This window comes from Hymenobacter sp. UV11, from assembly GCF_004684095.1.
In the GTDB taxonomy this organism is placed as follows: Bacteria; Bacteroidota; Bacteroidia; order Cytophagales; family Hymenobacteraceae; genus Hymenobacter.
The window spans coordinates 317,059-341,052 of record NZ_SRII01000006.1; the positions used below are offsets into that span (position 1 = coordinate 317,059).

Sequence of the window (23,994 nt, forward strand, 5' to 3'; positions counted from 1 at the left end):
TAATATGAGTAATAGTCAATAATTTACTCATCTACTCATTTACTCACTTACCCAGCGTTTGCTGCCACTTCCAGGCGCTGGCCAGCGAGTCGTAGAGCGAGGTAGTGGTTTTGAAACCCAATACCTCGGCCGCCTTGGTGGCGTCGGCGTAGATGGCGGGCACGTCGCCGGGGCGGCGCGGGCCGATGCTGTAATTCAGCTTCTGGCCGCTGGCTTTTTCAAACGTCTGAACGACTTCCAGCACCGTATTGCCGTGGCCGGTGCCCACATTGAAGGTTTCGACTACCTCGCTGGCTTTGCGGTCGAGCAGGCGTTGCACGGCCGCGATGTGCGCCTTGGCCAAGTCTACTACATGGATGTAGTCGCGGACATTAGTGCCGTCGGGCGTATCGTAGTCGTCGCCATTGATGGTCAGCTTCTCGCGAATGCCGGCGGCCGTCTGGGTGATAAAGGGCACCAGGTTGTTGGGCACGCCCAGCGGCAGCTCACCGATTTTGGCCGAATCGTGCGCCCCGATGGGGTTGAAGTAGCGCAGTAGAATGGTGTGCACCTTGTTGTCGGGCGCGGCAGCGGCATCGTGCACAATGTCTTCGCACATCTGCTTGGTGCGGCCGTAGGGCGAGTTGGCGGGCTTGGTGGGGGTAGCCTCGGTCACAGGCAGCGCATCGGGCACACCGTACACCGTGCACGACGACGAGAACACCAGATTGGTGGCGCCCACTTCTTGCATCACCTGCAACAGCGTAACGAGCGAGCCCACGTTGTTGTGAAAATATGCCAGCGGCTTCTGCACCGACTCGCCCACTGCCTTAAAGGCCGCGAAGTGAATGACCCCGTCGATGGTGCCTTCGGCTTTGAATACCTGGCGGAGCGCCTCAGCGTCGCCGCAGTCGATGCGGTGGCACGGCACCTCGCGGCCCAGAATAGCTTGGATACCCGCCAGCGCCGACTCCTGCGAGTTGCTGAAATTATCGATAATAATGGGCTCGTAGCCGGCCTGCGCCAACTCAACCACCGTGTGGGAGCCAATGTAGCCGGCGCCGCCGGTAACCAGAATCTTTTTCATAAGCTGTAAATGGGTAAGTGAGCAAATAAGTAAGTGAGCCAATTGAGTATTTTACTCAGTTACTCAGCTACTTATTTACCGCTAGAGGCTCCAGTAATGCACGTCCTGCATCGGCTGGGTGCGGTACAGGCCTTTGATATCGACCAGCACGGCGTTGTCGGCCGTGATGGACTGAAAGTAGGCCTCGTCTTTGTCAAGGTAGGGTTTGTGGCTCACGGCCACAATAACGGCATCGTAGTCGTGGCGAATATTGTCGGCGTCGGTGAGGCGGAAGCCGTACTCATGGTGCAGCTCGTCGGAGCTGGCGTGCGGGTCCACGATGTCCACGTTTACCGAGAAGTTTTTCAGCTCCTGAATGACATCGGCCACCTTTGAGTTGCGAATATCCTCCACGTTTTCCTTGAAGGTCGCGCCCATCACCAGCACGCGGCTCTTGGCCACGTCCTTGCCGCGCTTAATCATCATCTGCACCGTTTTGCGGGCGATGTAGGCGCCCATGTTGTCGTTGGTGGTGCGGCCGCTCAGGATAACCTTGGCGTCGTAGCCCAGCTCCTTGGCCTTGTACGTGAGGTAGTACGGGTCTACGCCAATGCAGTGGCCGCCCACCAGGCCGGGCGAAAATTTGAGGAAGTTCCACTTGGTGCCGGCCGCTTCGAGCACCTCGTAGGTGTTGATATTCATGCGGTCGAAAATCATCGACAGCTCGTTCATGAGCGCGATGTTGACGTCACGCTGGGTGTTTTCGATAATCTTGGCGGCTTCGGCCACCCGGATGCTGCTGGCGCGGTGCACGCCGGCATCTACCACCAGCTCGTAGACTTTGGCTACGGTGTCGAGGCTTTCGGCGTCGCAGCCGCTCACCACCTTCACAATGCGGCGCAGGGTGTGCTCCTTGTCGCCGGGGTTGATGCGCTCGGGCGAGTAGCCCACTTTGAAATCGCCGTTGGCGAAGCTCAGCCCTGAGCACTTCTCCATCACCGGAATGCAGTCTTCCTCGGTGCAGCCGGGATACACGGTGCTCTCAAACACCACATAGTCACCCTTTTTCAAGACTTTACCCACCGACGACGACGCGCCGAGCAGCGGCTTGAGGTCGGGCTGGGCGTGCTCGTCGATGGGGGTAGGCACGGCCACGATGAAGAACCGGGCCTCGCGCAGCACGTCGAGCGAATCGGTGAAAGTGATATCGCAGCCCTCGAAGGCGGCACTGTCCAGCTCGCCGCTCGGGTCCTGGTGGTTGCGCATCATTTCCACGCGCTCGGCGTTGATATCGAAGCCGATAACCGAGAGTTGCTTGGCAAATTCGAGAGCGATGGGCAGGCCCACGTAGCCGAGGCCAATCACAGCCAGCTTGGCTTCTTTGCGCAATAATTCGTCGTACACGTTTAAGTTGATTAGTTGCTACTTATTGAGAATCAAGCTTTGGCAAAATGTCCGTCAGCCGAATAGTTTTCTGAATATACTGTATTACTATCATGGTCCAGCTCGTAAGCTTCGCCGGTAGCCGGGCAGCGGGCAAAGCCACTCTGGTCAAAAAACAGTTTTTCGCCGTGGGCACTCATCCAGCCTCGCTGCCGGGCAGGATTACCATATATCAGCGCAAAATCCGGCACGTTGCGCGTGACCACGCTGCCCGCGCCCACGAAGGCGTAGCGCCCCAGCCGGATGCCACACACCAGCGTGGCATTGGCCCCAATGCTGACGCCGCGCTCCAAATACGTAGGCTGGTAGTGGCCCTCGCCCCGACGCGGTACGGCGCTGCGCGGGTTCTTGACGTTGGTAAACACCACCGACGGGCCTAGAAAGACGTCGTCTTCACACACTACCCCCCCGTAGAGGCTCACGTTGTTCTGCACCTTCACGTTGCGGCCCAGCGTCACGCCATCGGCCACGAATACGTTTTGGCCCAAGGAGCAGTTTTCGCCCAGCACCGCACCCGCCGCCAGGTGGCAAAAGTGCCAGATGCGGCTGCCAGCGCCCACGCGGCAGCCCGCGTCGAGCACGGCAGTAGGGTGAGCGTAGAAGTCGGCGGTGGGTTCGGCCACGGGGCAGGGGTAGGGCTTTGCGCTCGCAAAGGTAACAGGGTAAGTGGGGTTAGGGGGTAGGCCGTACTTTTGAATAAATTGCATTCTTTAATTTTACCTCCCCTACTTCTTATGGGACTGCCTGCTTTCCAACCTCAGCCCAACGCGTCCGCTTACGTGTCGCCCGAAGACTACCTGCGCCTGGAGAGCGAGGCCGAGCACAAGCACGAATATTATGCCGGAGAAATTCGGGCGATGGCCGGAGCGCGGGCGGCTCACAACCGGCTTTGCTTTAATTTGACAGGCTTGCTGTTTCCTCAGCTCGACGGCAGCCCCTGCGCCGGCTACACCAGCGACCAGCGGGTGCAAGTGCTCAATGCCAGCTCGTATCTCTACCCCGACTTGTCGGTGGTGTGTGGGGAAGCGAAATTTAACGACGCCAAAACGCCTGAGAACCTGCTTAATCCGACGCTCATGGTGGAAGTGCTGTCGAAATCGACGGCTGGGGCCGACCGGGGCGAAAAGTTTATGCTGTATCGCCAGCTGCCCAGCCTGCGCCAGTACCTGACGCTTGACTCGCAGGCCGTGCACGCCGAGCTGTGTACCCGACAAGACGACGACCCCTGGCTCTTTGGCGAAACCCGCGACCCGGCGGCCGTGCTCGACCTCAGCAGCGTGGGCGCCACGCTGCCGCTGGCCCGCCTCTACCAGGGCCTCGGCTTGGCAAAATAGTCCCTACCCCCTTACGGCTGCCACACCTCGGCCGAGTCGGCAGGGGTAGCCGGACGGGCCAGCAGCACCAGCTGGGCATCTTCGTAGAGCACGCGGTAGCCGGGGCGGGCGCGCAGCGCGGCCAGCGCCTGCCGGGCCTGGGCCTGCGTGAGCGGCCAGGCGTCGTGGTCGTTGGGCTCGCGCAGCAGCGCCACCAGCCGGGCCGTGCGCAACACCGGGAACAAGAACAGGTCGCGCCGGTCGAGCAGGTGCGGCACCAGGTTGGACGACGTGCTCAGGGCCACGCCGGCCGGCACCCGCGCCAGCGCCGCGTACAGGCCGGCGCGGTGGGGGTAGGGACTGCGATAGTGGCTGCCGATGAGGAAATTGCCGGTGTCCCGGTCGTACCACTGGCTGCGGCGCGTGTAGAGCGTAACCACCGTAAACACGGCCGCGCTCGCCAGCGCCGCCGCCCAGGCTTTGCGCTGAAAGCTGGCGCCGGCGGCCCTACCCCCTCGTAGCGTATCGACCACGGCCAGCGTGAGCACGGGCGCAAACTCGATGGAATATTGCCCGTTAATGCCCCACAAGCCGTAGTCACTGGCCAGCAGCTTCTGGGCCAGAATGGGCAGCAGCATGAGCACATACCAGGGCCGGCGCCACAGGGCCCAGCCGCCCGAGACTAATATAGCGCCCCAGGTTTCCAGCTTGATGTAGTCGTAGCTGGCATCAGGCAGAGTATTCTGGAACATGACCGCCCAGAGGCGCGCCGGGTGCGCGAGCACATGGGCCAGCACTGCCGGCAGCGACGAGCCCAGCCAGGCATAGCGCACCATTTGGGTAAAAGGCCGGTGCATGGTATCGAGAGCCGGCATCACGTAGCGCGTAATGAGCTGGTAGTAAACCAGTGACGCTACCGCCCCCAGCACCAGCCACCCCACCCGCGCCCGGTGGGCGCGGTGCTGCCAGGCCAGGGCCAGCAGCACGCAGGCCAGCCACAGCGCCAGGTTCTCCTTGCTTACCAGAATAAACAGAGCGGCCAGCGCGGCCCTACCCCCCCTACCCTGCGCCACCCACAGCGCCAGCCAGGGCAGGGCCATCGCGCCCACCACGTTGTCGTGGTAATCGTAGCTAAAGGCCGAGTACACGCCCCACTGGCAGCCCAGCAGCGCCAGGGCCCAGCTGGCCGCGCGGGGGCTACCCCCCTGGGCACGGGCGTAGTGCCAGGCGCCCAGCAGCCCCAGCAGCACCGCCCCAATTTGCAGCAGCAGCAGCGCCCAGGCCCCGCCCACCAGGTAGTAGAGCGGCGCGGCCAGCGCGGGCGTCAGGCTGAAATGGTTGGCCAGGAAGTTGGTGGGCGGCGAATCAAGTAACAGCGTCACGCGCGGGGTGCGCAGGTGAGCAAAGTCGGCCACGGCCTGCGCCTCAATGCCCAGGTCGAAAGCGGCGGTGCGGAAATTCCACTGGTTGACCAGCGAAATCAGGCTGTAAATCAAGCCAAAGACGAGCAGCAGCACCGTGCGCGCCCGCCGGCCCGGCTCCGCAGCGGGCACGGGTTGTGGGGGGTTATTCAACGTAAAAAAGTAGCGCAGCATATTTAATGGAAGCACCGGCGAGCCAGGAAATTGGCGCTGCTGATTATCGAAGGGTGGTAGGCCCGCATAAAATAAGGTAGCCTACCGCGTGGGTTATTTAAGAGCCAGCACACGCAGGGTTTCGCAGGGAGCCGCCTGGTGTAGCATCGCTACTTGAAAGATGGAATCGAGCGACGGTCGGAGCTGAGGGTCGCAGACGAGTACGACAGCTCCCGGCCGCAGGCCGCGCAGCTCGGCACGCGACCGCACGGCAATGATTTTATGGTCGGTTTGGCGCAGGGCAGTCTGGTAGTATTGCAGCACCGCGTTGTAGCCGCCCCCGTACAGCAGCGTCAGGCTATCGAGCCGGGGGCGCTCGGCCACTACCTGGCCCAGGTAGCGCGCCAGGCGGTCATCGGCAGTTGCGCTAAAATCATGCTCTTCCCGAAGCCGCCGCACCACGGCACGGTAGGGAAAATAAAACAGCCCCACGACCAGCCCCACCCGCAGGGGCCAGGCCATGGACCGGGGTAGGCGCGGCAGGTTGGCGGCCAGCACATCCTGATACAGAAAATCCAGGCCCAGGCCCAGCAGCAACGCCAGCGGCGGGTAGATGGGAAGCGCGTACCAATCCAGCTTGGTCGCCGCCGCACTGATGAGCACCAGCCAGCTTAGCACTACCAGCAGCAGCAGCGAGCCGGCGCGGCGCACCCGCCGGTCAGGCTGCCACCACACCAGCACGGCCGGCAGCAGCCACCATAGCCAGCTTTCAAACTCCCTGATGTACAGGATATCAACATAATGGGTCCAGGGGGCGCTGTGCCCGTCCAGCGCCTGCCCGTAGCGGCCGTCCAGCTCGTTGGCGCGCACGGCCGCCAGGTAGCCGGGGTCAGCGGCCTCGCGGGCCAGGTAGTAGGTGGCTACTACCCCCAAGCTGAGGGCAACGAGGCCGTAGAGCCGCGGCTGCCGCAGCAGCCAGCCTAGCTTGCCGCGCCCCAGGGCGTACAGGAGCAGCGCCGGCCCACCCAGCAAGCCCGCAACGCCCTTGGTGAGTACGGCCAGCGTAAACCCGGCCGCCACCCAGTACAGGTAGCGCGCCCGGCCACCTTCCAGGTACTGGAAAAAAGCCAGCCAGCTCACCAGCTCCCAAAAAGCCAGCAGGGCATCGTAGTCGCCGGTGCGGGTGCCATGCAGGCGCACGTAGCCGGCCGTAGTCACCAGCACCAGCCCACCAAAAAAGCCCGCCACCGGCCGGCGCAGCGTGCGCGCCGCGAAGCCATACAGCAGCCCGACCGTGCCCAGGGCCGCCACCGCCGATGGCAGGCGCAGCGCCCAAGGGCCGTAGCCCAGCAGCTTTATTAAGCTGGCTTGCAGCCAGATGAGCAGGGACGGCTTGGTATTCCAGTGGTCGGGCTGCCCAGCAAAAGTGGTAACCAGCCAGTTACCGCCGCGCACCAATTCCGCGGCGTTCACCGCCTGGCGTGACTCATCCCAGAGCTGCACCGGGTTGCGGCCCAGGTCCCAGAACAGCGGAAACGCCGCCAGGACCAGCAACAGCACCAGCAGCTGATTGGCCCCCACGTGTAGCCATTGCCAGCTTTGGACAGCTAGTTTAGTAAGTGTTTTCAAGCGAAATCGAACGTAAAACCGGCAAGCTAGCGCCTAGCCGGGGAGCACCTGCTTACTAGCCGGATTCTCCCTAGCGCGGCGGCGCGGGTGGACCTATCAGCGGCCGGCGGGCAGCCTCGGCGGCCCAGATGGCCTGAATGGTTTCGCTTTGGCCGGCCACAGTGGCCCAGTAAGCGCCGCCGGGGTAGTGGGGTAGGGTAACACCCCGCGCCCCCGGCATCTGAAAATACGTATCGGGGTCGAGCTGCCGTACCCGGGCCTGGGCATACACCAGCCACTCGTTGCGATAGGCCGCGGGCTGGTGGGCAAACCAATCTATCTCGTCGCGGCCCCACACCAGGGGCCACTGACCGGGCCTGTCGGGCGTGCCGGTGGGGCCGTTGTCAAACTCAGCCTGGGCGGGCAGGTGGCGGCAGAGCCAGCCGCCGGGCGCCCGCCCACCTGCGCTCAACCCGTAAATTGCCCCGGCCGGGTTGCCAGGGTCTCCGCGGTCGAGGGAGGCGCCATGAGTGCCGGCGCGCACAGTATCCACCTCGTTGGGCCGCAAAGGGCACGAGTGAAAGTCGAACAGCAGCTGGCGCAGCGAATCGGGTAGCGGGGTGGGGGGTAGGGGGTCATAATATTCGCCGTGGGTGTGGGCATCACAGAGCACAAAGCCTCGGTTGCGGGTGCGGGCATAGCGGCGCACCCGCTGCAGCAGGCTCCAGATGGCGCGGTGGCCGGGGTCACGGTTATCCAGCAGGCGAATCTGGCCGAAGTGCAGCGCCTCGCAGCCCGCGTCTATTTGGCGCACGGCGCAGTAGTAAAACCAGAGTTGCGCCTCGGGGCGGCTCAGGTCGGGCGTGCCGGGCGCCTGGCCGGGGGGACGGCCGTCCCAGCGATAATGATTGCTGTCGGCAGCCGAGTAATAGCCGGGGTACATCATGTCAGTGAAACGAAAATGCCGCATAGGTAGGGCCAAAGTGTCCTCGCCAAAATCGGCCCGCAGGCGGTTGGGCACGGTCAGGTTATTAACTGGCGGCTCCACTATCTCGAAGATGCAGCCCTGGGCCACGATGTCGGGCTGCCCGGCGTGCAGCACTTGGATGTTGCGGCGCAGCGTATCGAGAATAGCCTGCGCCACGGCGTCGGACCAGGGGGTAGACCACCAGCCGCCCAGGCGGCCCGCCAGGCGCATTCCGGCGCCGGAAGCCCAGCGCATCAGCTCGTAGCGCTGGCCCACCAAGGCCGCCGAAGGTAGTTGCAGCGACTGCACCGATAGCGAGCGGGCCAGGTAGTGCCGCACCAGCGCCTCCGGCACGGGCGCCAGCGTATCGGCGGCCGGCCGGGGCTGGGCGGCCACCGGCCGCCACCCCAGCAGGCCGCAGCCCACTAGTAGCCAGAAGATTCTTAGCCGGCGGCCAGGCCTTCGCGGCCCCGCGCCGATATTAGTTGTGCCGAAACTGTACTCACTCATACCCCAACTTTTTTTTCACAACCACCGCCAGCTAAAGCCCGGTTCCCCTACCCCTCCAGCGGTAAGAAGCCGGGGGGCGGCAGGTTACTTTCCGATACGATGTAGAGTGGCCGCTGCCGCACGTTGGCCCCCAGCCGGGCCAGGTACTCGCCAATAATGCCAATAGCAATCAGCTGCACCCCGCCCAAAAATAAGATGCTGACCATGAGAGAAGGCCAGCCGGGCTCGTACTGATGCGTGACGAAGCGCGAATATAAGGTGTAGAGCATCACCAAAAAAGCCATACCCGACACCAAAAAGCCGCCCACCGTGGCCACCTTCAGTGGCACATCGGAGAAGGCCGTGATGCCGTCGAGGGCAAAGCGCAGCATCTTGCCGTAGGTATAGCCGGTGACGCCGCCAGCGCGCTCGGCCCGGTCATATTCCAGGAACGTTTGCCGGTAGCCAATCCAGGAAATCTGGCCGCGCAGAAACTTGTTTTGCTCGGGCATCTGGCGCAGGGCCAGCACCACTTTGCGTGAGATAATGCGAAAGTCGCCGGTATCGACCGGAATCTCGACGTGAGTAAGGGCGCGCAGAATTCGATAAAAAACCTTGGCCGTTAGTTTTTTAGCCGGGCTTTCGCCTTGGCGCGAGCGGCGGCGGGCATACACTACCTCATAGCCCTCGTGCAGCTTGGCGTAGAGGGCCGGAATCAGCTCGGGCGGGTCCTGCAAGTCGGCGTCGATGATAACGACGGCGGCGCCCTCGGCCCGGTCAAGGCCGGCCGTTACGGCAATCTGATGGCCAAAATTGCGGCTAAAGCTGAGGTAGCGTACGTGCGCTGGGTCGTTCTCGACCAGCAGCAGCAGTTGGGGAAGCGAGCCGTCGCGCGAGCCGTCGTTCACAAAAATCAAGTCATAGCCTCCGGGTAGGGCTAAGGGCGCCAACAGCGCGGTGAGCCGCCGGTACAGCTCCCCAATGTTGGCTTCCTCATTGTAAATCGGAACAACGACCGACAGCGCCGGGGGGGGGTAGGGATGCACGCCAGCCAACACGTTAAGCAGCTTTTTGAGCCAGGGCAAACACGCTTACCCCTACTGGCAGGTCGACGTGGCGCAACACGGCATTTTCGGCCCGCACCCAATTCAGCAGCAGCTTATTGAGCGGCCCGGCAAACTGGTGCAGGTCGCCGGTAGAGCCCGCCGCGGCCTGCGGCTTGGCGCCCCCGGCCAGCAGGCGCCGCGCCAGGCGCAGGGCGGCCGTGGGGAAGTACAGCGCCGCGTTCCAGAACGAGCTGCGGCGCGGGCGCAGACCTGCCCTGCGCAGGGCGGCCAGCAGCCCCGCCCGCGAGTAGCGCCGGAAGTGGTGGTTTACCACATCGTGCTCGCTCCAGAGGTAAGCGTGGGCCGGCACAAACACCAGCAGCTGCCCGCCGGGCCGCAGCACCCGTGCCCACTCGCGCAGGGCCCGGCCTTCATCCTCAATATGTTCCAGCACGTCGGAGGCAATAACCAGGTCGAAGCGCGCATCGGCAAATTCCAGATTGGCCCCGTCCATCACCGACACGTGGGGCACGCCTCGCGCCTGCGCCAGCTCAATGGCCGGCTCGCTCACGTCGATACCCGTCACGTCGGCATAGCCCTGCTGGCGCAGGCGCTGCATGAGTGGCCCACCCGAGCAGCCAATTTCGAGGATAGCGGCCGTGGTGGGTAGCTTCAACCGCCGAATGAGGTCGTACACTGCATCGCGGCGGCTGGCAAACCACCAGTGCTGTTCCTCAAGCTGATGGTATTTGGCTTCATACGTTAAATCCATACGTGGCAAAGGTAGCAGAATGGCCGGAAGCGCTGCTGCAGTAACTGATTGATAACTGAGTATTCACGGGAAGCGGCTGCTAGCCTGCCTGGCTTGGGTAAGAGCCGGTTACTTTTGTTGTTGAGCAAAATTTTTGTAACTGCTAGTATACATGCAAAGACTCGTTATGCTGCTCGGTTTGACTCTGGTGAGCGCGTGCACCACAGAGTTTTCGCCGAACGCTAAAATAGATGCTAAAACTGTAACTTTCAATGATTTTGAAAGTGGTGGCGGCTGGAGCAATGACCCAAGTCGTAACGACCCAGGCCTTGTAGAGAAAGGCTTGGCGCACTCTGGGCAGTACGCCTTAAAAGTTGATAAAGACCACGAATTCAGCCTGACCTACGCCATGGCACTGGGCAAAATGCGCGAGGCTAAGTTTCAGAAGCTACATCTTGAAGCCTGGGCTTTCATGCCCAGCGACCAGGCTACCGGCGTGGTAGGATTACAGGTACTTTCTCCCGACAACAGCAAGCAAATATTCAGTGACGACATCAAGCTGCGTGACGCCGTTAAAACCTACGGCGAGTGGGTATTCGTAAGCAAAGACATTACGCTGCCCGACAGCGTGGCCCCGGCGCAGCAGCTGCGGCTGTATTTGTGGCGGGCCGACGCCGGCGATAAGGTGCTGCTCGACGACGTTAAGCTGAGCATCCTTGATTAATTTTTCCTGGCTAGCCCGTTTTCCTAAGGACCGGCGGGGGTAGAAGCTGGCGAGCGCGACTGTATGAATAAGCGATATTGGACTGGCCTGTTGGCTTTGTTTATAGTACTCGACCTGGCATTTTCCTTTTGGCGCAACTACCGGCTGCCGCTTGACGGCGACTTGGCGGCAACCGTGCTGCCGGCGCCGTGGTTTGCGCAGGTGCTGCACGACCCGTTTGGCTGGGCAGTGCTGACTCGCAACGAAGTGTACTCGGCTACCAACCGCTTCTTCGCCCACGCCGCGATGGGGCTATACTGGAAGACCATGCCGCGCTTGCTTCAGCAGGTGCTGGACCCCGTCAGCAGTTTGTATGTGGCCAGCGCGCTGTTTACCACGCTCACGCAGGCCGGCTTACTGCTGTTGCTGGCCCGCTACATTCAGCTGGCTAGTGGCGCGCGCCGCACCCACTTCTGGCTAATAGCGGCCTTGCTTGTGCCGCTCTTTCAAACGGCGGGAGGCTACTACGAGCAGATGGGGATAACCGACCGGGCGGTAACCTATACCTTCTTCTACGCCTTTGCCATGCTACTGCTGTTGGTGCTGCTGTGGCCTTTTTATCAGGCAGCCTGCCGGCAACAACCGCTGCGCCTACCCTGGTGGCGGGCATTGCTACTCGTGGGGCTCATGGTGGTAGTGGCCTTCAATGGCCCCATTGCCACGGCCACGATTGCGGTGCTGCTGCTGGGCGTTGGGGGGCACTGGGCCTGGGGGCAAGGGCAGCGCTGGCGGCAGGGGCTAGCCTGGCCTACGCTGGGTAGAGGCTGGCTTTCGGGGCAAGCGGTACTGCTGCTAGGCACCCTCACGGCGCTGTGCCTCTACTCCATATACATCGGCCGCAACAACGTAGAGAATACCCACACCTACTCACTGCTGCAGCGCTACCAGCTGCTGCCGCTGGGAGTGGCGCGGTATTTCATATACCAACTGGGCCTGCCCGTACTGGTGCTGGTGCTGGCTAGTAACTTTTTGCTGGCGTGCTGGGCCGTGACCGACTCGATGGCTCGGCGGCGTGTGCTAACCACTTTGGGCTGGGTCGGGTTGTTTATCGGGGCTTATTTGCTGCTGCTGCCCCTGGGTGGCTACCGCTCCTACCGCCCCAATCTATTGCGCAACGATACGGCCCTGCCCATTTTACTGGGTCTGCTCTTTGCCTACGGCTATTCGAGCTACTTTCTGCTATCGCAGCTGCGCGGACGCTTGCGCGGAGGTTATTTGTTGATTATTTGCTTAGTCGGAGGATTTTTTTTGCACGCTGATGGCCAGCCAGATGCTTTCCCTGTCAGTGACTGCGAGCGCTGGAGCCTCGACCAACTGGCGCGGGCAAGAGAGCCCGTAGTGGAGCTGGCCGGCTTTTGCCCGGTGTTGGCCTGGATGCCCATTAGTGATTATACCCAGTCGGAGGTGCAGGCCCAGATGCTGTATTACTGGCATATAACGCCTACCAAAAAGCTGTATTTTCAGAAATAAATCTTTGCGCAGGTGCTATTTATCCTTTTTACTGCCAGTAGCCAATAAAATTTCCTTTTCCTCTGATGTTGGCTTCTTCTCCTGCTCCCATTTTGCCGGCTTCTGGTTCTGACCGGGCCTACCGCCTGTTGGCGGGCAGTTTCTTTCTGGTACTGGTGCTAGTCTATTATTTACCTTCACTGTGCTGGCTGCCGCGCGGCATCCACGCGTGGGCACAGGCCGACCGGCTAGCCCTGGCCTTTGGCTTTTACGACCACGGCCTCAATTTTTTCCGGCCCCATACCCTAACGCTGTCCTCCATTGATGAGGTGGCGGGGGTTGAGTTTCCGCTGCTGCCATATCTGGCGGCGCTCGGGGCTAAGGTGCTGGGCCGGGGGGCGGTGGTGCCCCTGTACCGGCTGCTTACTGGGGCTACGGCCTGGCTGGCTTACTACTATTTATTTAGGCTTGTATTTGAGCGCACTCGGCAGGTTGCTGCCGCTTTGGTACCGGGCGTTTTCCTGGCAGCTTCTCCCGTTTTTGCCTACTACGCCGGCAACTTTTTGCCTGACCCCGTGGGAGCCGCGCTCGTGGTGGTAGCGGCCTACTACTTGCTGCGCTACCAACTCACGCACCGCTTTGGCGACCTAGCCGGGGCAATTGCGCTCTTTACATTGGCGGCGCTTATCAAGGTGTCAACGGGTATTTATTTGATAGCAGCCTTGGGGACTTTCCTACTTTGGGCCTACCTCCAGCCTGCGGCTCTCACCCTACGCCAGCGAAAACTACTACTGCTGCTAGCAGGGGCTAGCCTGGGAGCAGTAGTTAGCTATACCTTTTACAATCAATATCTTAACCAAACATATAACTCCGACCTTTTCTTGGCTGAGCCCCGGCCCCTGACTACGATGGCGGAGTACGACATGGTAATGCGGCGTATTCGGGAGTCGTGGAGCCACGAGTATTTTATGCCTTTCCAGTACCAGGTGCTGGTGGCCAGCCTACTGGTGTGCGTAGTGAGCCTGGGCCGGGTGCTACGTACCGAGTGGATTTGGGCCGCCCAACTTGGGCTGGCAACCGTAGGCGGGCTGCTGTTTTTTAAGCTGATGGGCGCGCAGTTCTTTCACCACGACTACTACGTGATTGCGCCCTTCTGGCCGGGGCTGGTGCTACTGGTAGCCCTAGGCATCACGCAGCTGGCACTGCGGCTGGGCCGCCTGCCCCGCCTGGCGCGCCACTTCTTATTTGGGGGGGTAGTGCTGGGCCTGCTCATCCCGGGCTTGCGCAAGTACCGCGCTCGCATGAGCGACTCCTACCTGCCATTTAGCGCCGACTACAACTACCGCTGGATGCAGGGCGGGGCCGCGCGGCTGGCCGCAGCGGGGGTGCCCACTAGCGCCACCATCCTCCTGGTAGGCGATGGGGCCCCCAATCTGGGCCTAATTTATTTCGACCGGCGCGGCTTGGTTTGGAACCCCGACCGCAACCAGCTACCACCCAGTGCGCTGGTGCAGAAGATGACGGAGGTAGGCCTCGATTATCTTATTATGAACCAAGCAGTTTTTCAGGAAATGCGCGCCCGCTACCCCGACCTACTGACTACGTTCAGCTCGTTTATTGCTACCGGGCAGTACGTCGTGCTCAAGCCCCCGTACCTAGCACCGCATTGGTAGTAAGTTGCAGCTAACCGAGTTTTTTTATTTTTACTTTCTCTATTTTCACGCTCCCTCCCCCACTTTTTTGAATGAAATACCTTCTGCTTGCCCTAGCAGGCACGGCTACCCTGAGTGCCTGTTCAAGCAATGAATCCTTGGACGAGCCGGATAAAGATTTGCTGATGCACAATGATTTCGAGACGGTAGCCGGCTGGGTCGCCGACCCGGCTACGCTCACGCAGGAGCAGGCCCACTCGGGTCGATACAGCCTCAAAGTAGACAAAGACCACCAATATAGCCTGACCTACTACAGCCTGCTGGGGCAGTTGAGCCCTACCCGCATTCGCGGCGTACGGGTTGATGCCTGGGCTTACGAGCCAAATAAAGATAACAGCGTGCAGCTTCGGATAGGCCTCAATGATGCCGCGGGCGGCAAGCTGATGATGGGTGATGGAATTGCGTACAATGTCCAGGTGGGAGAGCCCAACAAGTGGGTGAAAATTAGCAAGGAAATCGTTTTTCCACCTAATGTCAACTACTCTTCGCAGTTGGTTATGTATCTGTGGAACGCGGGCGGTGCCGGTGCCGGCTACCTCGACGACGTACAGCTAACGGCCCTACACTAGCTGGCAGCTGGGGCGCGGAGGCCACTGGCCGTCGCACCATATGTACAGCATTAGTTTAGAGAGTCATACATCCGTCATCACTCCAGGAGCCATTCAGCTTCACCTATGCCCGCTGGGCGAACTGCGTCCCGGTGTCCTACCCCACCGCCTGGAATTGGCGGGCTAGGTGCTGCCAGCCAACGCCACGGTCGCCAACCTGCTCAACGTGTGCCGCTGGAACGACCAGGGCACCTCACCCACCTACCGCAGCTGGAACCAGGCCTACTTCGATGCCCGCCCCACCGACGTGCTCAAAGTATGGCGCCACCTGCTTTCTTGACGACGCAGAAGCCGCCGTGATGGCGCCGGTGAAAAAGCAGGGGGTAGGGCCGAACATAGAAAGAGCGCATTGCTTTTTTCAGAGCAATGCGCCACTAACTATACCGCTCACGTAATCAAAGGCTTATCCCATTATTAATAAACGCCTTAGCCGGCCGCTAAACCAACTCAGCAAAGTTGTTGTCGCTAATAAAGCTGGTCAGTAGCGCACGCAGCTCAGCGTCGGGCAGGCTGGTACTTTCCCCAAGGTAGTTAGCTTCGTCGGGGTTGATATACCCGGTCATATGCCGGAAATCAACCGGGTTAATAGCGCGAAATCCCATTGACCACTGGGTAAACAAGCGATGGGTTGCCGGGCCATCAGCCAGCTTTATAATGTTAGTGTGGCGAGGGTCGTGCACGATGCGGGCAAAAACCGCGTGCACGTTGGCTTCGCTTCCTTCCAGTAGCTGCACAATAGTACCGTGGCTGTAGAGCAGCACCCCCGTCAGGCCGTGGGCCGCGTTGAAAGCGCGGGATTGGGTAAGCAGCTTTGCCAGCTGCAAGTCGCCAAATGGCACCGTGGCGTAGCTCTGATAAACCAGGTAATGCAGCCCGCCCGGCAGGATAGCCTCCCCGTGGCCTGGGCCACTAACCTCCCGGTGCAAGCGCAGCATCCGGGATATGACATTCATATCTAATGGCTTCGTAAAATAGCCCGCCACCGCTTGGTAGCGGGCAGCCCTTGTCCGGTCTTCCAAATTAATCGAGGACGTTAGCAGCAGCACGCATATCGGGTGCGTGAGGGGTAGGCGGGAAAACTCGTCTAAAAACTCCCAGCCGTCCATCAGGGGCATGTTCAGGTCGAGCAGAATGAGGTCCGGCAGGCCGGCCCCCGCTTGTAGCGCCGCCGTGAGCTGGGTCAACGCCCGCTGGCCATTAGAATAAAGCTGCACCTGGGCTTCGCGCAGGTTTTTTTCTACCAGCATCTTCGTGGTGGTAGCCGTGATGAGGTCATCCTCTATCACGTAGATTAGCTGCAAGTCGAATTTACTCATACCGTGGTCTGGTCTATCAGGCGCGGGTTCGGCTAGGCTAGCGTTAGCTGACCCCTGAACCTGGCCCAACGTAAAGGGTTAATTAACTAGGTGGTGGAAGTAGATAGTGGCTGGCAGACCAGCTTTGTAAAATTTACTATTTCTGGGAAAAAGTAAGCTGCAACTCTTAAACAGGCTGCGCGCTCAGGTTGCCTTTCTTCAGCCAATCACGCCCGGCTTATTTTTCGCAGCGCGCCAGTTGCCCGAATCCAGGACTACGCTTACCAGCAGTGCGTGCGGCAGGGTTAAGATAGCGGCCGTGATTACCGCGATTCCCAACAGCGTGTCGAGCGCAGCCAGCTTAGCTGGCACGAGCAGATACAAGCCCATGGGCACGACCAGGCTCACCAATAACAGGGGTAGGGCCCGCCGCATAAAAAAAGCTACCTCCTTGCCCACCGCTACCCAGGCCCTGCGGGGGCCGCCCAAAGCGGGGTAGCCAAACACCCGATTGAGGCGTAGCATGTGCTGCAAGCTGTGCCAGAAGACGAAATACACCCCCAGTGCCAGCAGCGGTGGCACTGTCAGGAAAAGGACGGTTAGCAACAGCACCTCGCTGGCGTCGGTATACGCGCGCTTGAATTGCCGGCGCCGGGCGTAGCACGCCCACAGCACCAGGTGCCCAACGCCTACTACGGGCCAGAGCCCCTGCGCCAGGCCCGTAAACCAAGCCGCGCCGAGCGGCGCGGCCCCGGCCAACGTCAGCAGGCCGTTGACGCTGTGCTGAATCTCGGCTGGCCACCACCGGGCCGGGATGGCAAACAAGAGTGCGCCGCGCAACAAGCTGTGCGCCAGCCATAGCACCAGCTGGCCGGGCTGGGCCGGTGCATCGGCCGAGCCCCAGTGCCAAACCGTTACCAGAAAAAACAAGCTCACCGCTACCCCTGGCCAGTGCCACCAGCCCAGCCCAGCCGCCGCCGCCAAGCTCAGGTAGCCCAGCACGAACCTACCCAAATAGGCCCGCTGGCCACTGCGTACTTGCCCCGTGGCCGGCAGCACGAGCTGGTCGCAAGCGCCGTGCGCTAGGCCCAGCACAACTAGGCCCACCAGCACTACCGGCCCCAGCACGGCGGGCGCTCCCCCCGGCCAAACCAGTGCTAACACGCTAGCGCTCGCTACGGCTGCATAAGAAAAATAGGGCGGAAACGAGTTTGCGACTGACGAAGCAGGCATGGCAACGATAAAGAAACAGAGCACGCTCGCCCAGGCGCTTTCCCTTAGGAAAACAGCTCAAAAGGACGAGCTTTATAAAGGAAAGGCTACTTCTTACTACTCGCCCGCGTCCCAGAGCAAGGACTGCATCCGCTGCACGTTCACCTTGCCCAACGGCTTGGAGAAGTAGCCCTTTACCTCTTTGTACTGCGTAGATTTTTCTATGTCTGTGGGCTGAATGGACGACGTGAGGATAAACACGCGCACCTCTTCCTGAGCAAGGGGTAGGGCCCCGCAAGCGTCTAAAAACTCCCAGCCATCCATTTGCGGCATGTTCAGGTCGAGCAGAATCAAATCTGGAAGGCTACCCCCCGTGCGCACCACTTCCTGCAGCTGGTTGAAGGCCAGCTGCCCGTTACCAAACGTTTGGACCGCGCGGTAGCGCAGGTCCTTCTTGACGATGAACTCCGTGATAACGGCCGTAATACGGTCGTCCTCAACCACGTAGGCCAGGCTAGGGGTTTTCATGGAATTGGATGGTAAAGGTGGAGCCAACGCCGACTTCGCTATCGACCGAGATAGTGCCTTGCATGGCTTCCACCTGGTTTTTCGTAATAAACAGACCTACGCCGCGCGCGTCTTCGTTGTCGTGAAACGTTTTGTACATGCCAAAAAGCTTTGCACGGTATCTGACGGTGTCAATACCAAGGCCATTATCCGCTACAGTCAGCACTACCCCCTCGGGCGTGGCCTGCGCCTGCAGGCGAATGAAGGCGGGCCGGTCTAGGGCGCGGTACTTAACCGCGTTGCTAATCAGGTTGAGCAAAATGCTGTCCAAGTACGCCGGAACCACGGTCACAGTCAGGGCCGGGGGCACGGCTACTTCTACCGTAATGTGGTGCTGGCGAATGAGCACGCTCAGCGCGTCCAGGGTTTTGTCAATCTCCGCTTTCAGGGCGCGTGACGCTTTGGGCTTGCTGACGTTGTTGTTGATGGTGACGATATCGTTGAGGTTCACGATGGTATCAGCCAGCTGCTCGGTGCTGGTGGCCAGCATCTGCATAAACATGGTTTTCTGCTCTTTGCCCTTGGCTTCGGACAGCAGCTGCACGAGCGACGTCAGGTTGGCGGAATGGGAGCGAATGTTGTGCGAGATAATGTAGGCGAAGTTTTGCAGCCGTATATTCTGCTGGCTAGTCACGTCGAGCAGGTGTTGCGCCCGCTGCAGGTTTTCCAGCAGCAAGGTCACGTCGTAGCCAACGCACAGGATTTCCGTCAGCTTTCCTCCTTCGCCCAGAATCCCTTTAAACTCCCAGTGATTGGACTTGACAGAGCCGTCGCGGTAAGGCTTGCGCAAAATCACCTGGTGCGGCACCTCGGGCGCCTGAAAGCACTGTATCACCACTTCCAGGCACTTTGGCCGGTCTTCCTCCACAATGCTAAGCAGCGACGAGGTGCCGATTATGTCGCGCTCACAGCCAAAACGCTCGTAGAAGAAGTCATTAACGTAGGTATAGTTGCCCTGCGGGTCAGTCTTCACAATGTAGACCGACTGATTGCTCAGAATGGAGCTGTAGTGGGTGGCCACTTCCTGGGCAGACGCTTCCTTATACTTTTCCTTCGTTACATCGAATAGCGCTCCCATCAGCCAGGGCGTACTGCTACCGTTGCCGCGTAGCACTACCCCCCGGCAGCGCAGCCACGCCGACGAGCCCTCGTGGTGCGTGCACCGCAGCACAAGGTCGAACTCCTGGGAGGAGTCTTGGGCGCATGCTTCTGCCCTTTGCCAGGCAGCGGCCAAATCGGTGGGGTCGATGCAAGCACGCCAGGCGGCGGGGTCGGCGGGCACTTGGTCCGGCGCGTAGCCCAACGTTTGCCAGAATGCAGCATTCACCCAGCCTTCGGCGGGTTGCAGCAAGTTCCAGTACCAGAGTCCATCAGTCAACGAGTTTTGCAGAAAGTCATACACCACTGGATTGCAGGTGATTGACGCGGCTAGCTCGGGATGCTGTTCAAGGAGATTTAACACGAATAAATATAAGTAACAGTTTTATTTACAGGAGGATACGAATCGCCACGATTACTGGGCTGTATAAAGCCGCTTGGCCCTGGTACTGGCCCCCGCCAGCTGCACGAACTGTTGCATCCACGCCACGCTATTTTCATCCAGCGGCTTAGAAAAAAAGCCTTTCACAATGTTGTAGCGCTTGGCTTTTTCGCGGTCATCGGGATGAATGGAAGAAGTCAATACAAACACGCACACCTGCTTGGCAATGGGGAGTTTCATAAACGCATCCAGGAACTCCCAGCCGTCCATTACGGGCATATTCAGGTCCAACAAAATCAAATCGGGGATGCCTGCATTTTCTTTTGCCTTTAGCAGCAACTGATTAAATGCTACTTTGCCATTGGCAAAGTGCTGCACTTCACCTCGCCGCAAGTTTTTCCGCAGCACCAGTTCTGTGACGACGGCAGTGATGTGGTCATTCTCAATTACGTAGGCTAAGTGCGACATTTTTTATGGGATAACGACCTGGAGCGTTCGACGGAGTAACGTATTAATTGTTAGCAGTCACCAACTCTGACCATTACTAGTGGCGCTGGAGAAAGGCACTTTTTTGGAGATAACTAGCTGATAAACTAGCAGCTTTATTTATAAAATTTTATTAGAAAGATACCATAATCATGCCATCTATCCACCCATAACACTAATAAAGATAAGCATAAATTATATTTTAACCTACCCAATTTCTGAATGATTGCTTTTACTTGCTTAATAGCCTTGCATGGTTAGCAAACGCTTTATACAAATAATTAAAATATAAATTTATTCCATAGCATGCGCAAACAGTTTGCCCACGGGTTCGCAAGGCCGGAAAGCGCGCCCTTTACGACCTACTTCGCACTGGGACTACTCAACTAGCAAAATTTGGGAGGCCGGGTACGGGCGCCGGTCCGATGGCGGAGACAGCCGACCGGTTGACGGGGAATGAGGACTGCACGGCTGGCCAAGCGGCGCACCCGTTAACCGGCCGGCCGGCTCCGCCGTCGGACCGGCGCCCGTACCCAGACCTGGGAATCGCAGCTAAGCACGCCAGGGCGCGCGCGCCTACTCTGCTGGTTGCAGCACTACATAGCCCTGCACCACCTGCTCGCGGTAGCCAGCGGGCAGCAGCGTGCGCAGCAGCTGGTGCACCGGCTGCCCCCGAAACGGTGGGTGCACCACAAACACCGCCCCGCGGTAGCGTGCCCGAAAAGCTTGCACCTGCGCGGGCGCCAGGGGGGGTAGCAAGGCCAGCGAATCGGGGTGCTGCTGGGCCAGCAGCAGCGCGCGCAGCACCGGCTCGTGGGCGAAGGCGGCAAAGGTGGCGGCCGGCACCCTGGACAGATAGCCACCGGGCTGGGCCTTGTGGTGCTGCGTTTGGTAGAACATATCAGCCGCGTCCATCTGCCCGAGCTGGTGGTAGCCGTCCTGCACGCCGAAGGGAATGGGGAAGAGCACGGCGCCCGGCGCGGCAGCCGCCACGCGGTAGGCGGCTGGCACGTCGGCGGCCCGCACCAGGGGGTAGGGCTCGACCTGAAACTCCAGAAACAAGCCCGCCAGCAGCGCGGCCGCCACGGCCCAGCCCCGCACGGCCGGGCCGCGGCGCAGCCAGCCATCCAGGCCCAGGCTAATGGCCAGCGGCAGCAGCAGCGAGAGCAGCAGCACGTGCCGCGTAGGGCAGCGAATGTTATTCAGAAACGGGACGTAGTGCACCAGGCTGGTGGGCAGCCGCAGCAGGTCGTGGCCCTTCCAGCGCAGCTCGGGCATGGTGAGCAGCAGAAACAGCAGCACCAGCGCCCAGAATGGCTGGGTTTCGGAAGCCATCATCGGCGCGGTGCGCCGGCGCGCGCCGACGGTGAGGGCCAGCCCTAACGCCAGCAGCGGCAACAGGTAGCCCATAAACAGCACGTGCTCTACCGACCCTGGATTGAGCAGGCGCGGGCTGTGCCAGAAGGCAGTAGTGGCGGGCGTTGCCAGCCAGCGGTTGCCCAGCGGCGGCACCACGTAGCCGGCCAGGTCGCCGCCCCAGTACAGCCCGGCATTGTCATCAAGCCCAAGCAGGCCCAAGCCCCGCGACAAAAAATGGCTTACGGCCAGCAGCGCCACCAGCCTGGCCCACGGCCGCCAGCCGCGCCAGTTGATGGCTCCCAGCCGCAGCGCCCACCAGGCCGCGTAGCCCGCCGAAAAGTAAAGTAATCCCGCCAGCACGTAGTAATCACTAAACAGCGTGATGACCAACAACGCCACTGTGCTCAGCGCCGCCCGCCGGCTCCGCAGGCGCGGCCACCAGAGGCCGGGCGCAAACGCGAACGCATCCAGGTAGGCCAGCACGTAAAACGGCACGGTGGCGGTGAGCAGCAGGTTGTCGTGGGCGGGCCAACGGGCCAGCTTATAGGGCGAATACGCAAACACAAAGCCCACCAGCACGCACAGCAGCGGCTGCCGCACCCAGCGCCCCGCCAGCCGCGCGGCCCCTACCCCACTCCCCACAAAGCTCAGCAGCAGGCCCAGGTTGAGGGCCCGGTATTCCTGGGCCAGCAGCACGTTGAGCAGGCCCAGCACCGGCGTGTAGGTGTGCAGCCAGAGGCTCGTGCCCTCAGGGTAGAGCAGCGCGCTGGTGTGCAGGGGGTTGTGGCCGGCTGCTACCTGGTGTCGGAAATTCCAGACATTCCAGATGAATACGCTGGGGTCGCCGTGCACCTCGCCCACAAAGGCCGTGCTCCAGGCGGTGGCCAGCGGCCACGAGTACCAAACAAATAACGCCAGGTAGGCCAGGCCAGCCAGCAGCAGGCCACGCCAACCCAGACTGTTGGCGGTGAGAGGGGGGGTAGGGAGCATGCGGCAACGGGCCGGGCAGCAAGCGCCCGGCCCCAACAAAAGTAGCCCGGCCATGGTACCTAGCGCAGGGCGGCCGCTGCTGCCCGCCGGCTCCGAAACCGGTTTAGCTTTACCGCCTCACTTTTTACTTTTCCCTATGCCCGTCGCCCGCCCCTTCAATTTTCAGCAGTGGATTGCCGACCACCGCCACTTGCTCAAGCCGCCCGTGGGCAACCAGCAGGTGTACAAGGACAATAAAGATTTCATCGTGATGGTAGTGGGCGGCCCCAACGCCCGCAAAGACTACCACGTGGACGAGGGCGAGGAGCTGTTCTTCCAGCAGGAAGGCACGATGACCGTCAAAATCATCGAGGACGGCCTGCCGGTGGACATCACCATCGGGCCAGGCGAGATGTTCCTGCTGCCCGCTGGCGTGCCGCACTCGCCGCGCCGCCCGGCCGGCACCATCGGCCTGGTGCTGGAGCGCTACCGCACCGCCGGCGAGCTCGACGGCTTCCAGTGGTACTGCGAAAACTGCGGCCACAAGCTCTACGAGGAGTTTACCGAGATTACCGACATCGTGGCCCAGCTCCCCCCCATTATGGACCGCTTCTGGGCCAACGACGACCTGCGCACCTGCAAGGTCTGCGGCACCTATATGGAGGCGCCGGCCAAGCCGGTAGGGTAGGATTTTGGGGCGGATTGAGCGAGGAGTTGCTTGCTTCGCTTTTTTTTGCAGAAAAGCTCCTTAACATAATACCGCTTCTCGGACACCTCTCGGAAAAGTGGCGGTTTTTACTTCCACTGCTCCTATCCTCCGACCATCATACTTTTCAGATACAGGGCCCGCATTTCGGGAACTCGTCTCACGCTACAGGTGCAAGCTCGCCGTTAAGTGCTAGGTCGATTCCTGGCATTTATTGAGAAAGGAGGCTTTCGCCACTACCTTTTCGCCATGACTCGAAAACGCCTGCTGGCTCTTCTCTGGACCCTCACGCTCCTCTCAGTTGCGTTGGGCTCGGTGACGGCCTACGTCGGACCGCTGTACTGGCTGAGCGCTTTTCTGTTGTGGGCCACTGGGTTCTGCACACTAGTGGCCCAAGCCCCTCGGTTGACCTGGAGTAGCCCGATGGCCTCCGCGTGGCTGCTCTACTTATTAGGGGCCGGGGCGGGCGGCACCGCCTTGTGCTACTTTGCCGCTTCCCCAACGCTTTTTGCCGGATGGTTCGTGGGCCTGACCAGCGTCCTGATGTTGCTGGCCGCGCCCCTGCCGCCCACCGGCCGGTGGGTGTTGCTTGCCACGACGGCCGGCTTCCTCGCGCTGCCGTGGGCCGTATTGCGCCACACCAGCGTGCTGCCCTCCATTGCCGCCGGCAACGCGGCCCACCTGGACTTGTTGCTGCGGTGCGGTGCCGACGCTAACGAACGCCCCCAGCACGAGACCCCGTTGATTGCCGCCGTGCGCCTGGGCCGGGACGACCTGGTGGAAGCCCTACTGCGGCACGGCGCCGACCCGAACGGCCGCAGCAGCGCTTTTATGAATTCGACGCCTGTTTTATTCGACGCCGCTCGGCTGCCGGCTGCCCAGCAACGCGTGGTGGAACTATTGCTGCAGTTTGGAGCAGATTCTACCCTGACTAACGGCAGCGGGCAACGGGTCCGGTTGCCTGTCCAGTGGCGGCCCCCTACACAATCTGTCACCCCCTAGCCCCGATAGGCGAGTAGGCGTGCAAGAAAAAAGTGACTTAAATAAAGCAAAAGCTTTTTACGTATTTTAAACGACCGTTTACAATACGTAAATAAATAAGCCAGCCCTACCCCCCACCGGCGGCCTGACGCCGCGAAGTGACTGATAATT

Annotated in this window: 22 protein-coding genes; 8 read left to right on the forward strand and 14 right to left on the reverse strand. The window is 60.7% G+C overall.

Features of this window, described 5'->3' with window-relative positions:
* Positions 1-43: 43 nt before the first annotated feature.
* The 3 genes from galE to E4631_RS13360 form a co-directional block, all read right to left on the reverse strand.
* A complete protein-coding gene (gene galE, locus E4631_RS13350) occupies positions 44-1,066 on the reverse strand; it encodes a UDP-glucose 4-epimerase GalE (protein WP_133659202.1) in 1,023 nt (340 codons plus the stop codon).
* An 81-nt stretch (positions 1,067-1,147) separates the two neighbouring features.
* Positions 1,148-2,449 carry a nucleotide sugar dehydrogenase gene (locus E4631_RS13355; protein ID WP_133659203.1) on the reverse strand — a complete coding sequence of 434 codons (1,302 nt, stop codon included), beginning with the start codon at positions 2,447-2,449 and terminating at the stop codon, positions 1,148-1,150.
* A gap of 32 nt (positions 2,450-2,481) precedes the next feature.
* A complete protein-coding gene (locus tag E4631_RS13360; protein WP_240734889.1) occupies positions 2,482-3,111 on the reverse strand; it encodes an acyltransferase in 630 nt (209 codons plus the stop codon).
* A 111-nt stretch (positions 3,112-3,222) separates the two neighbouring features.
* Here E4631_RS13360 and E4631_RS13365 point away from each other — a divergent pair, with 111 nt between their 5' ends.
* A complete protein-coding gene (locus E4631_RS13365) occupies positions 3,223-3,822 on the forward strand; it encodes a Uma2 family endonuclease (protein ID WP_133659205.1) in 600 nt (199 codons plus the stop codon).
* Between the two features lie 11 nt (positions 3,823-3,833).
* Here E4631_RS13365 and E4631_RS13370 read toward each other — a convergent pair whose 3' ends face one another.
* From E4631_RS13370 to E4631_RS13390, 5 genes are all read right to left on the reverse strand, one after another.
* Positions 3,834-5,411, reverse strand: a complete 1,578-nt coding sequence (locus tag E4631_RS13370) for a DUF2079 domain-containing protein (protein ID WP_166648212.1) — start codon at positions 5,409-5,411, stop codon at positions 3,834-3,836.
* A 78-nt stretch (positions 5,412-5,489) separates the two neighbouring features.
* Entirely contained in the window at positions 5,490-7,004 is a 1,515-nt protein-coding gene (locus tag E4631_RS13375) for a glycosyltransferase family 39 protein (RefSeq protein ID WP_133659207.1), read from the reverse strand.
* Between the two features lie 70 nt (positions 7,005-7,074).
* On the reverse strand, positions 7,075-8,460 hold the full coding sequence (locus E4631_RS13380; RefSeq protein WP_133659208.1) for a hypothetical protein: 1,386 nt from the start codon (positions 8,458-8,460) through the stop codon (positions 7,075-7,077).
* A gap of 47 nt (positions 8,461-8,507) precedes the next feature.
* Positions 8,508-9,524 carry a glycosyltransferase family 2 protein gene (locus E4631_RS13385; protein WP_240734891.1) on the reverse strand — a complete coding sequence of 339 codons (1,017 nt, stop codon included), beginning with the start codon at positions 9,522-9,524 and terminating at the stop codon, positions 8,508-8,510.
* Positions 9,499-10,257: a bifunctional 2-polyprenyl-6-hydroxyphenol methylase/3-demethylubiquinol 3-O-methyltransferase UbiG gene (locus E4631_RS13390; RefSeq protein WP_133659209.1), complete on the reverse strand. Its 759-nt coding sequence runs from the start codon at positions 10,255-10,257 to the stop codon at positions 9,499-9,501. The genes E4631_RS13385 and E4631_RS13390 overlap by 26 nt, the downstream gene beginning before the upstream one ends.
* Positions 10,258-10,645: 388 nt before the next feature.
* Between E4631_RS13390 and E4631_RS13395 the strand changes: the two genes are divergently transcribed.
* The 5 genes from E4631_RS13395 (at position 10,646) to E4631_RS25915 (ending at position 15,048) form a co-directional block, all read left to right on the forward strand.
* Complete coding sequence (locus tag E4631_RS13395; RefSeq protein WP_135318609.1) at positions 10,646-10,960, forward strand: hypothetical protein; 315 nt, start codon at positions 10,646-10,648, stop codon at positions 10,958-10,960.
* Between the two features lie 63 nt (positions 10,961-11,023).
* Complete coding sequence (locus E4631_RS13400; protein ID WP_135318610.1) at positions 11,024-12,469, forward strand: hypothetical protein; 1,446 nt, start codon at positions 11,024-11,026, stop codon at positions 12,467-12,469.
* 65 nt (positions 12,470-12,534) lie between these two features.
* Positions 12,535-14,121, forward strand: a complete 1,587-nt coding sequence (locus E4631_RS13405) for a glycosyltransferase family 39 protein (RefSeq protein WP_133659212.1) — start codon at positions 12,535-12,537, stop codon at positions 14,119-14,121.
* Positions 14,122-14,192: 71 nt separating this feature from the next.
* Positions 14,193-14,729 carry a carbohydrate binding domain-containing protein gene (locus E4631_RS13410; RefSeq protein WP_133659213.1) on the forward strand — a complete coding sequence of 179 codons (537 nt, stop codon included), beginning with the start codon at positions 14,193-14,195 and terminating at the stop codon, positions 14,727-14,729.
* A 166-nt stretch (positions 14,730-14,895) separates the two neighbouring features.
* The gene (locus E4631_RS25915; protein ID WP_166648213.1) at positions 14,896-15,048 is read left to right on the forward strand and encodes a hypothetical protein; all 153 of its coding nucleotides are present in this window, start codon (positions 14,896-14,898) and stop codon (positions 15,046-15,048) included.
* A 157-nt stretch (positions 15,049-15,205) separates the two neighbouring features.
* Here E4631_RS25915 and E4631_RS13415 read toward each other — a convergent pair whose 3' ends face one another.
* The 6 genes from E4631_RS13415 to E4631_RS13440 form a co-directional block, all read right to left on the reverse strand.
* Complete coding sequence (locus tag E4631_RS13415) at positions 15,206-16,084, reverse strand: BLUF domain-containing protein (protein ID WP_133659214.1); 879 nt, start codon at positions 16,082-16,084, stop codon at positions 15,206-15,208.
* 198 nt (positions 16,085-16,282) lie between these two features.
* Positions 16,283-17,227, reverse strand: a complete 945-nt coding sequence (locus E4631_RS13420) for a Brp/Blh family beta-carotene 15,15'-dioxygenase (RefSeq protein ID WP_166648214.1) — start codon at positions 17,225-17,227, stop codon at positions 16,283-16,285.
* A 165-nt stretch (positions 17,228-17,392) separates the two neighbouring features.
* Positions 17,393-17,803: a response regulator gene (locus tag E4631_RS13425; RefSeq protein WP_133659216.1), complete on the reverse strand. Its 411-nt coding sequence runs from the start codon at positions 17,801-17,803 to the stop codon at positions 17,393-17,395.
* Positions 17,790-19,304, reverse strand: a complete 1,515-nt coding sequence (locus E4631_RS13430) for a PAS domain-containing sensor histidine kinase (RefSeq protein WP_133659217.1) — start codon at positions 19,302-19,304, stop codon at positions 17,790-17,792. The genes E4631_RS13425 and E4631_RS13430 overlap by 14 nt, the downstream gene beginning before the upstream one ends.
* A gap of 51 nt (positions 19,305-19,355) precedes the next feature.
* Complete coding sequence (locus E4631_RS13435; RefSeq protein WP_133659218.1) at positions 19,356-19,790, reverse strand: response regulator; 435 nt, start codon at positions 19,788-19,790, stop codon at positions 19,356-19,358.
* A 594-nt stretch (positions 19,791-20,384) separates the two neighbouring features.
* On the reverse strand, positions 20,385-22,157 hold the full coding sequence (locus tag E4631_RS13440) for a hypothetical protein (protein WP_133659219.1): 1,773 nt from the start codon (positions 22,155-22,157) through the stop codon (positions 20,385-20,387).
* 136 nt (positions 22,158-22,293) lie between these two features.
* Here E4631_RS13440 and E4631_RS13445 point away from each other — a divergent pair, with 136 nt between their 5' ends.
* Positions 22,294-22,824 (forward strand): 3-hydroxyanthranilate 3,4-dioxygenase, encoded by a 531-nt coding sequence (locus tag E4631_RS13445; RefSeq protein ID WP_133659220.1) that lies wholly within the window; start codon positions 22,294-22,296, stop codon positions 22,822-22,824.
* A 267-nt stretch (positions 22,825-23,091) separates the two neighbouring features.
* Positions 23,092-23,844 carry an ankyrin repeat domain-containing protein gene (locus E4631_RS13450; protein WP_133659221.1) on the forward strand — a complete coding sequence of 251 codons (753 nt, stop codon included), beginning with the start codon at positions 23,092-23,094 and terminating at the stop codon, positions 23,842-23,844.
* The last annotated feature ends 150 nt before the right edge of the window (positions 23,845-23,994 follow it).

Bases quoted from the DNA above. Each gene is read 5' to 3' on its own strand.
- galE (WP_133659202.1), bottom strand. From the start codon at position 1,066: ATGAAAAAGATTCTGGTTACCGGCGGCGCCGGCTACATTGGCTCCCAC.
- E4631_RS13365 (WP_133659205.1), top strand. From the start codon at position 3,223: ATGGGACTGCCTGCTTTCCAACCTCAGCCCAACGCGTCCGCTTACGTG.
- E4631_RS13380 (WP_133659208.1), bottom strand. From the start codon at position 8,460: ATGAGTGAGTACAGTTTCGGCACAACTAATATCGGCGCGGGGCCGCGA.
- E4631_RS13390 (WP_133659209.1), bottom strand. From the start codon at position 10,257: ATGGATTTAACGTATGAAGCCAAATACCATCAGCTTGAGGAACAGCAC.
- E4631_RS13395 (WP_135318609.1), top strand. From the start codon at position 10,646: ATGGCACTGGGCAAAATGCGCGAGGCTAAGTTTCAGAAGCTACATCTT.
- E4631_RS13400 (WP_135318610.1), top strand. From the start codon at position 11,024: ATGAATAAGCGATATTGGACTGGCCTGTTGGCTTTGTTTATAGTACTC.
- E4631_RS13405 (WP_133659212.1), top strand. From the start codon at position 12,535: ATGTTGGCTTCTTCTCCTGCTCCCATTTTGCCGGCTTCTGGTTCTGAC.
- E4631_RS13410 (WP_133659213.1), top strand. From the start codon at position 14,193: ATGAAATACCTTCTGCTTGCCCTAGCAGGCACGGCTACCCTGAGTGCC.
- E4631_RS13415 (WP_133659214.1), bottom strand. From the start codon at position 16,084: ATGAGTAAATTCGACTTGCAGCTAATCTACGTGATAGAGGATGACCTC.
- E4631_RS13425 (WP_133659216.1), bottom strand. From the start codon at position 17,803: ATGAAAACCCCTAGCCTGGCCTACGTGGTTGAGGACGACCGTATTACG.
- E4631_RS13435 (WP_133659218.1), bottom strand. From the start codon at position 19,790: ATGTCGCACTTAGCCTACGTAATTGAGAATGACCACATCACTGCCGTC.
- E4631_RS13440 (WP_133659219.1), bottom strand. From the start codon at position 22,157: ATGCTCCCTACCCCCCCTCTCACCGCCAACAGTCTGGGTTGGCGTGGC.
- E4631_RS13445 (WP_133659220.1), top strand. From the start codon at position 22,294: ATGCCCGTCGCCCGCCCCTTCAATTTTCAGCAGTGGATTGCCGACCAC.
- E4631_RS13450 (WP_133659221.1), top strand. From the start codon at position 23,092: ATGACTCGAAAACGCCTGCTGGCTCTTCTCTGGACCCTCACGCTCCTC.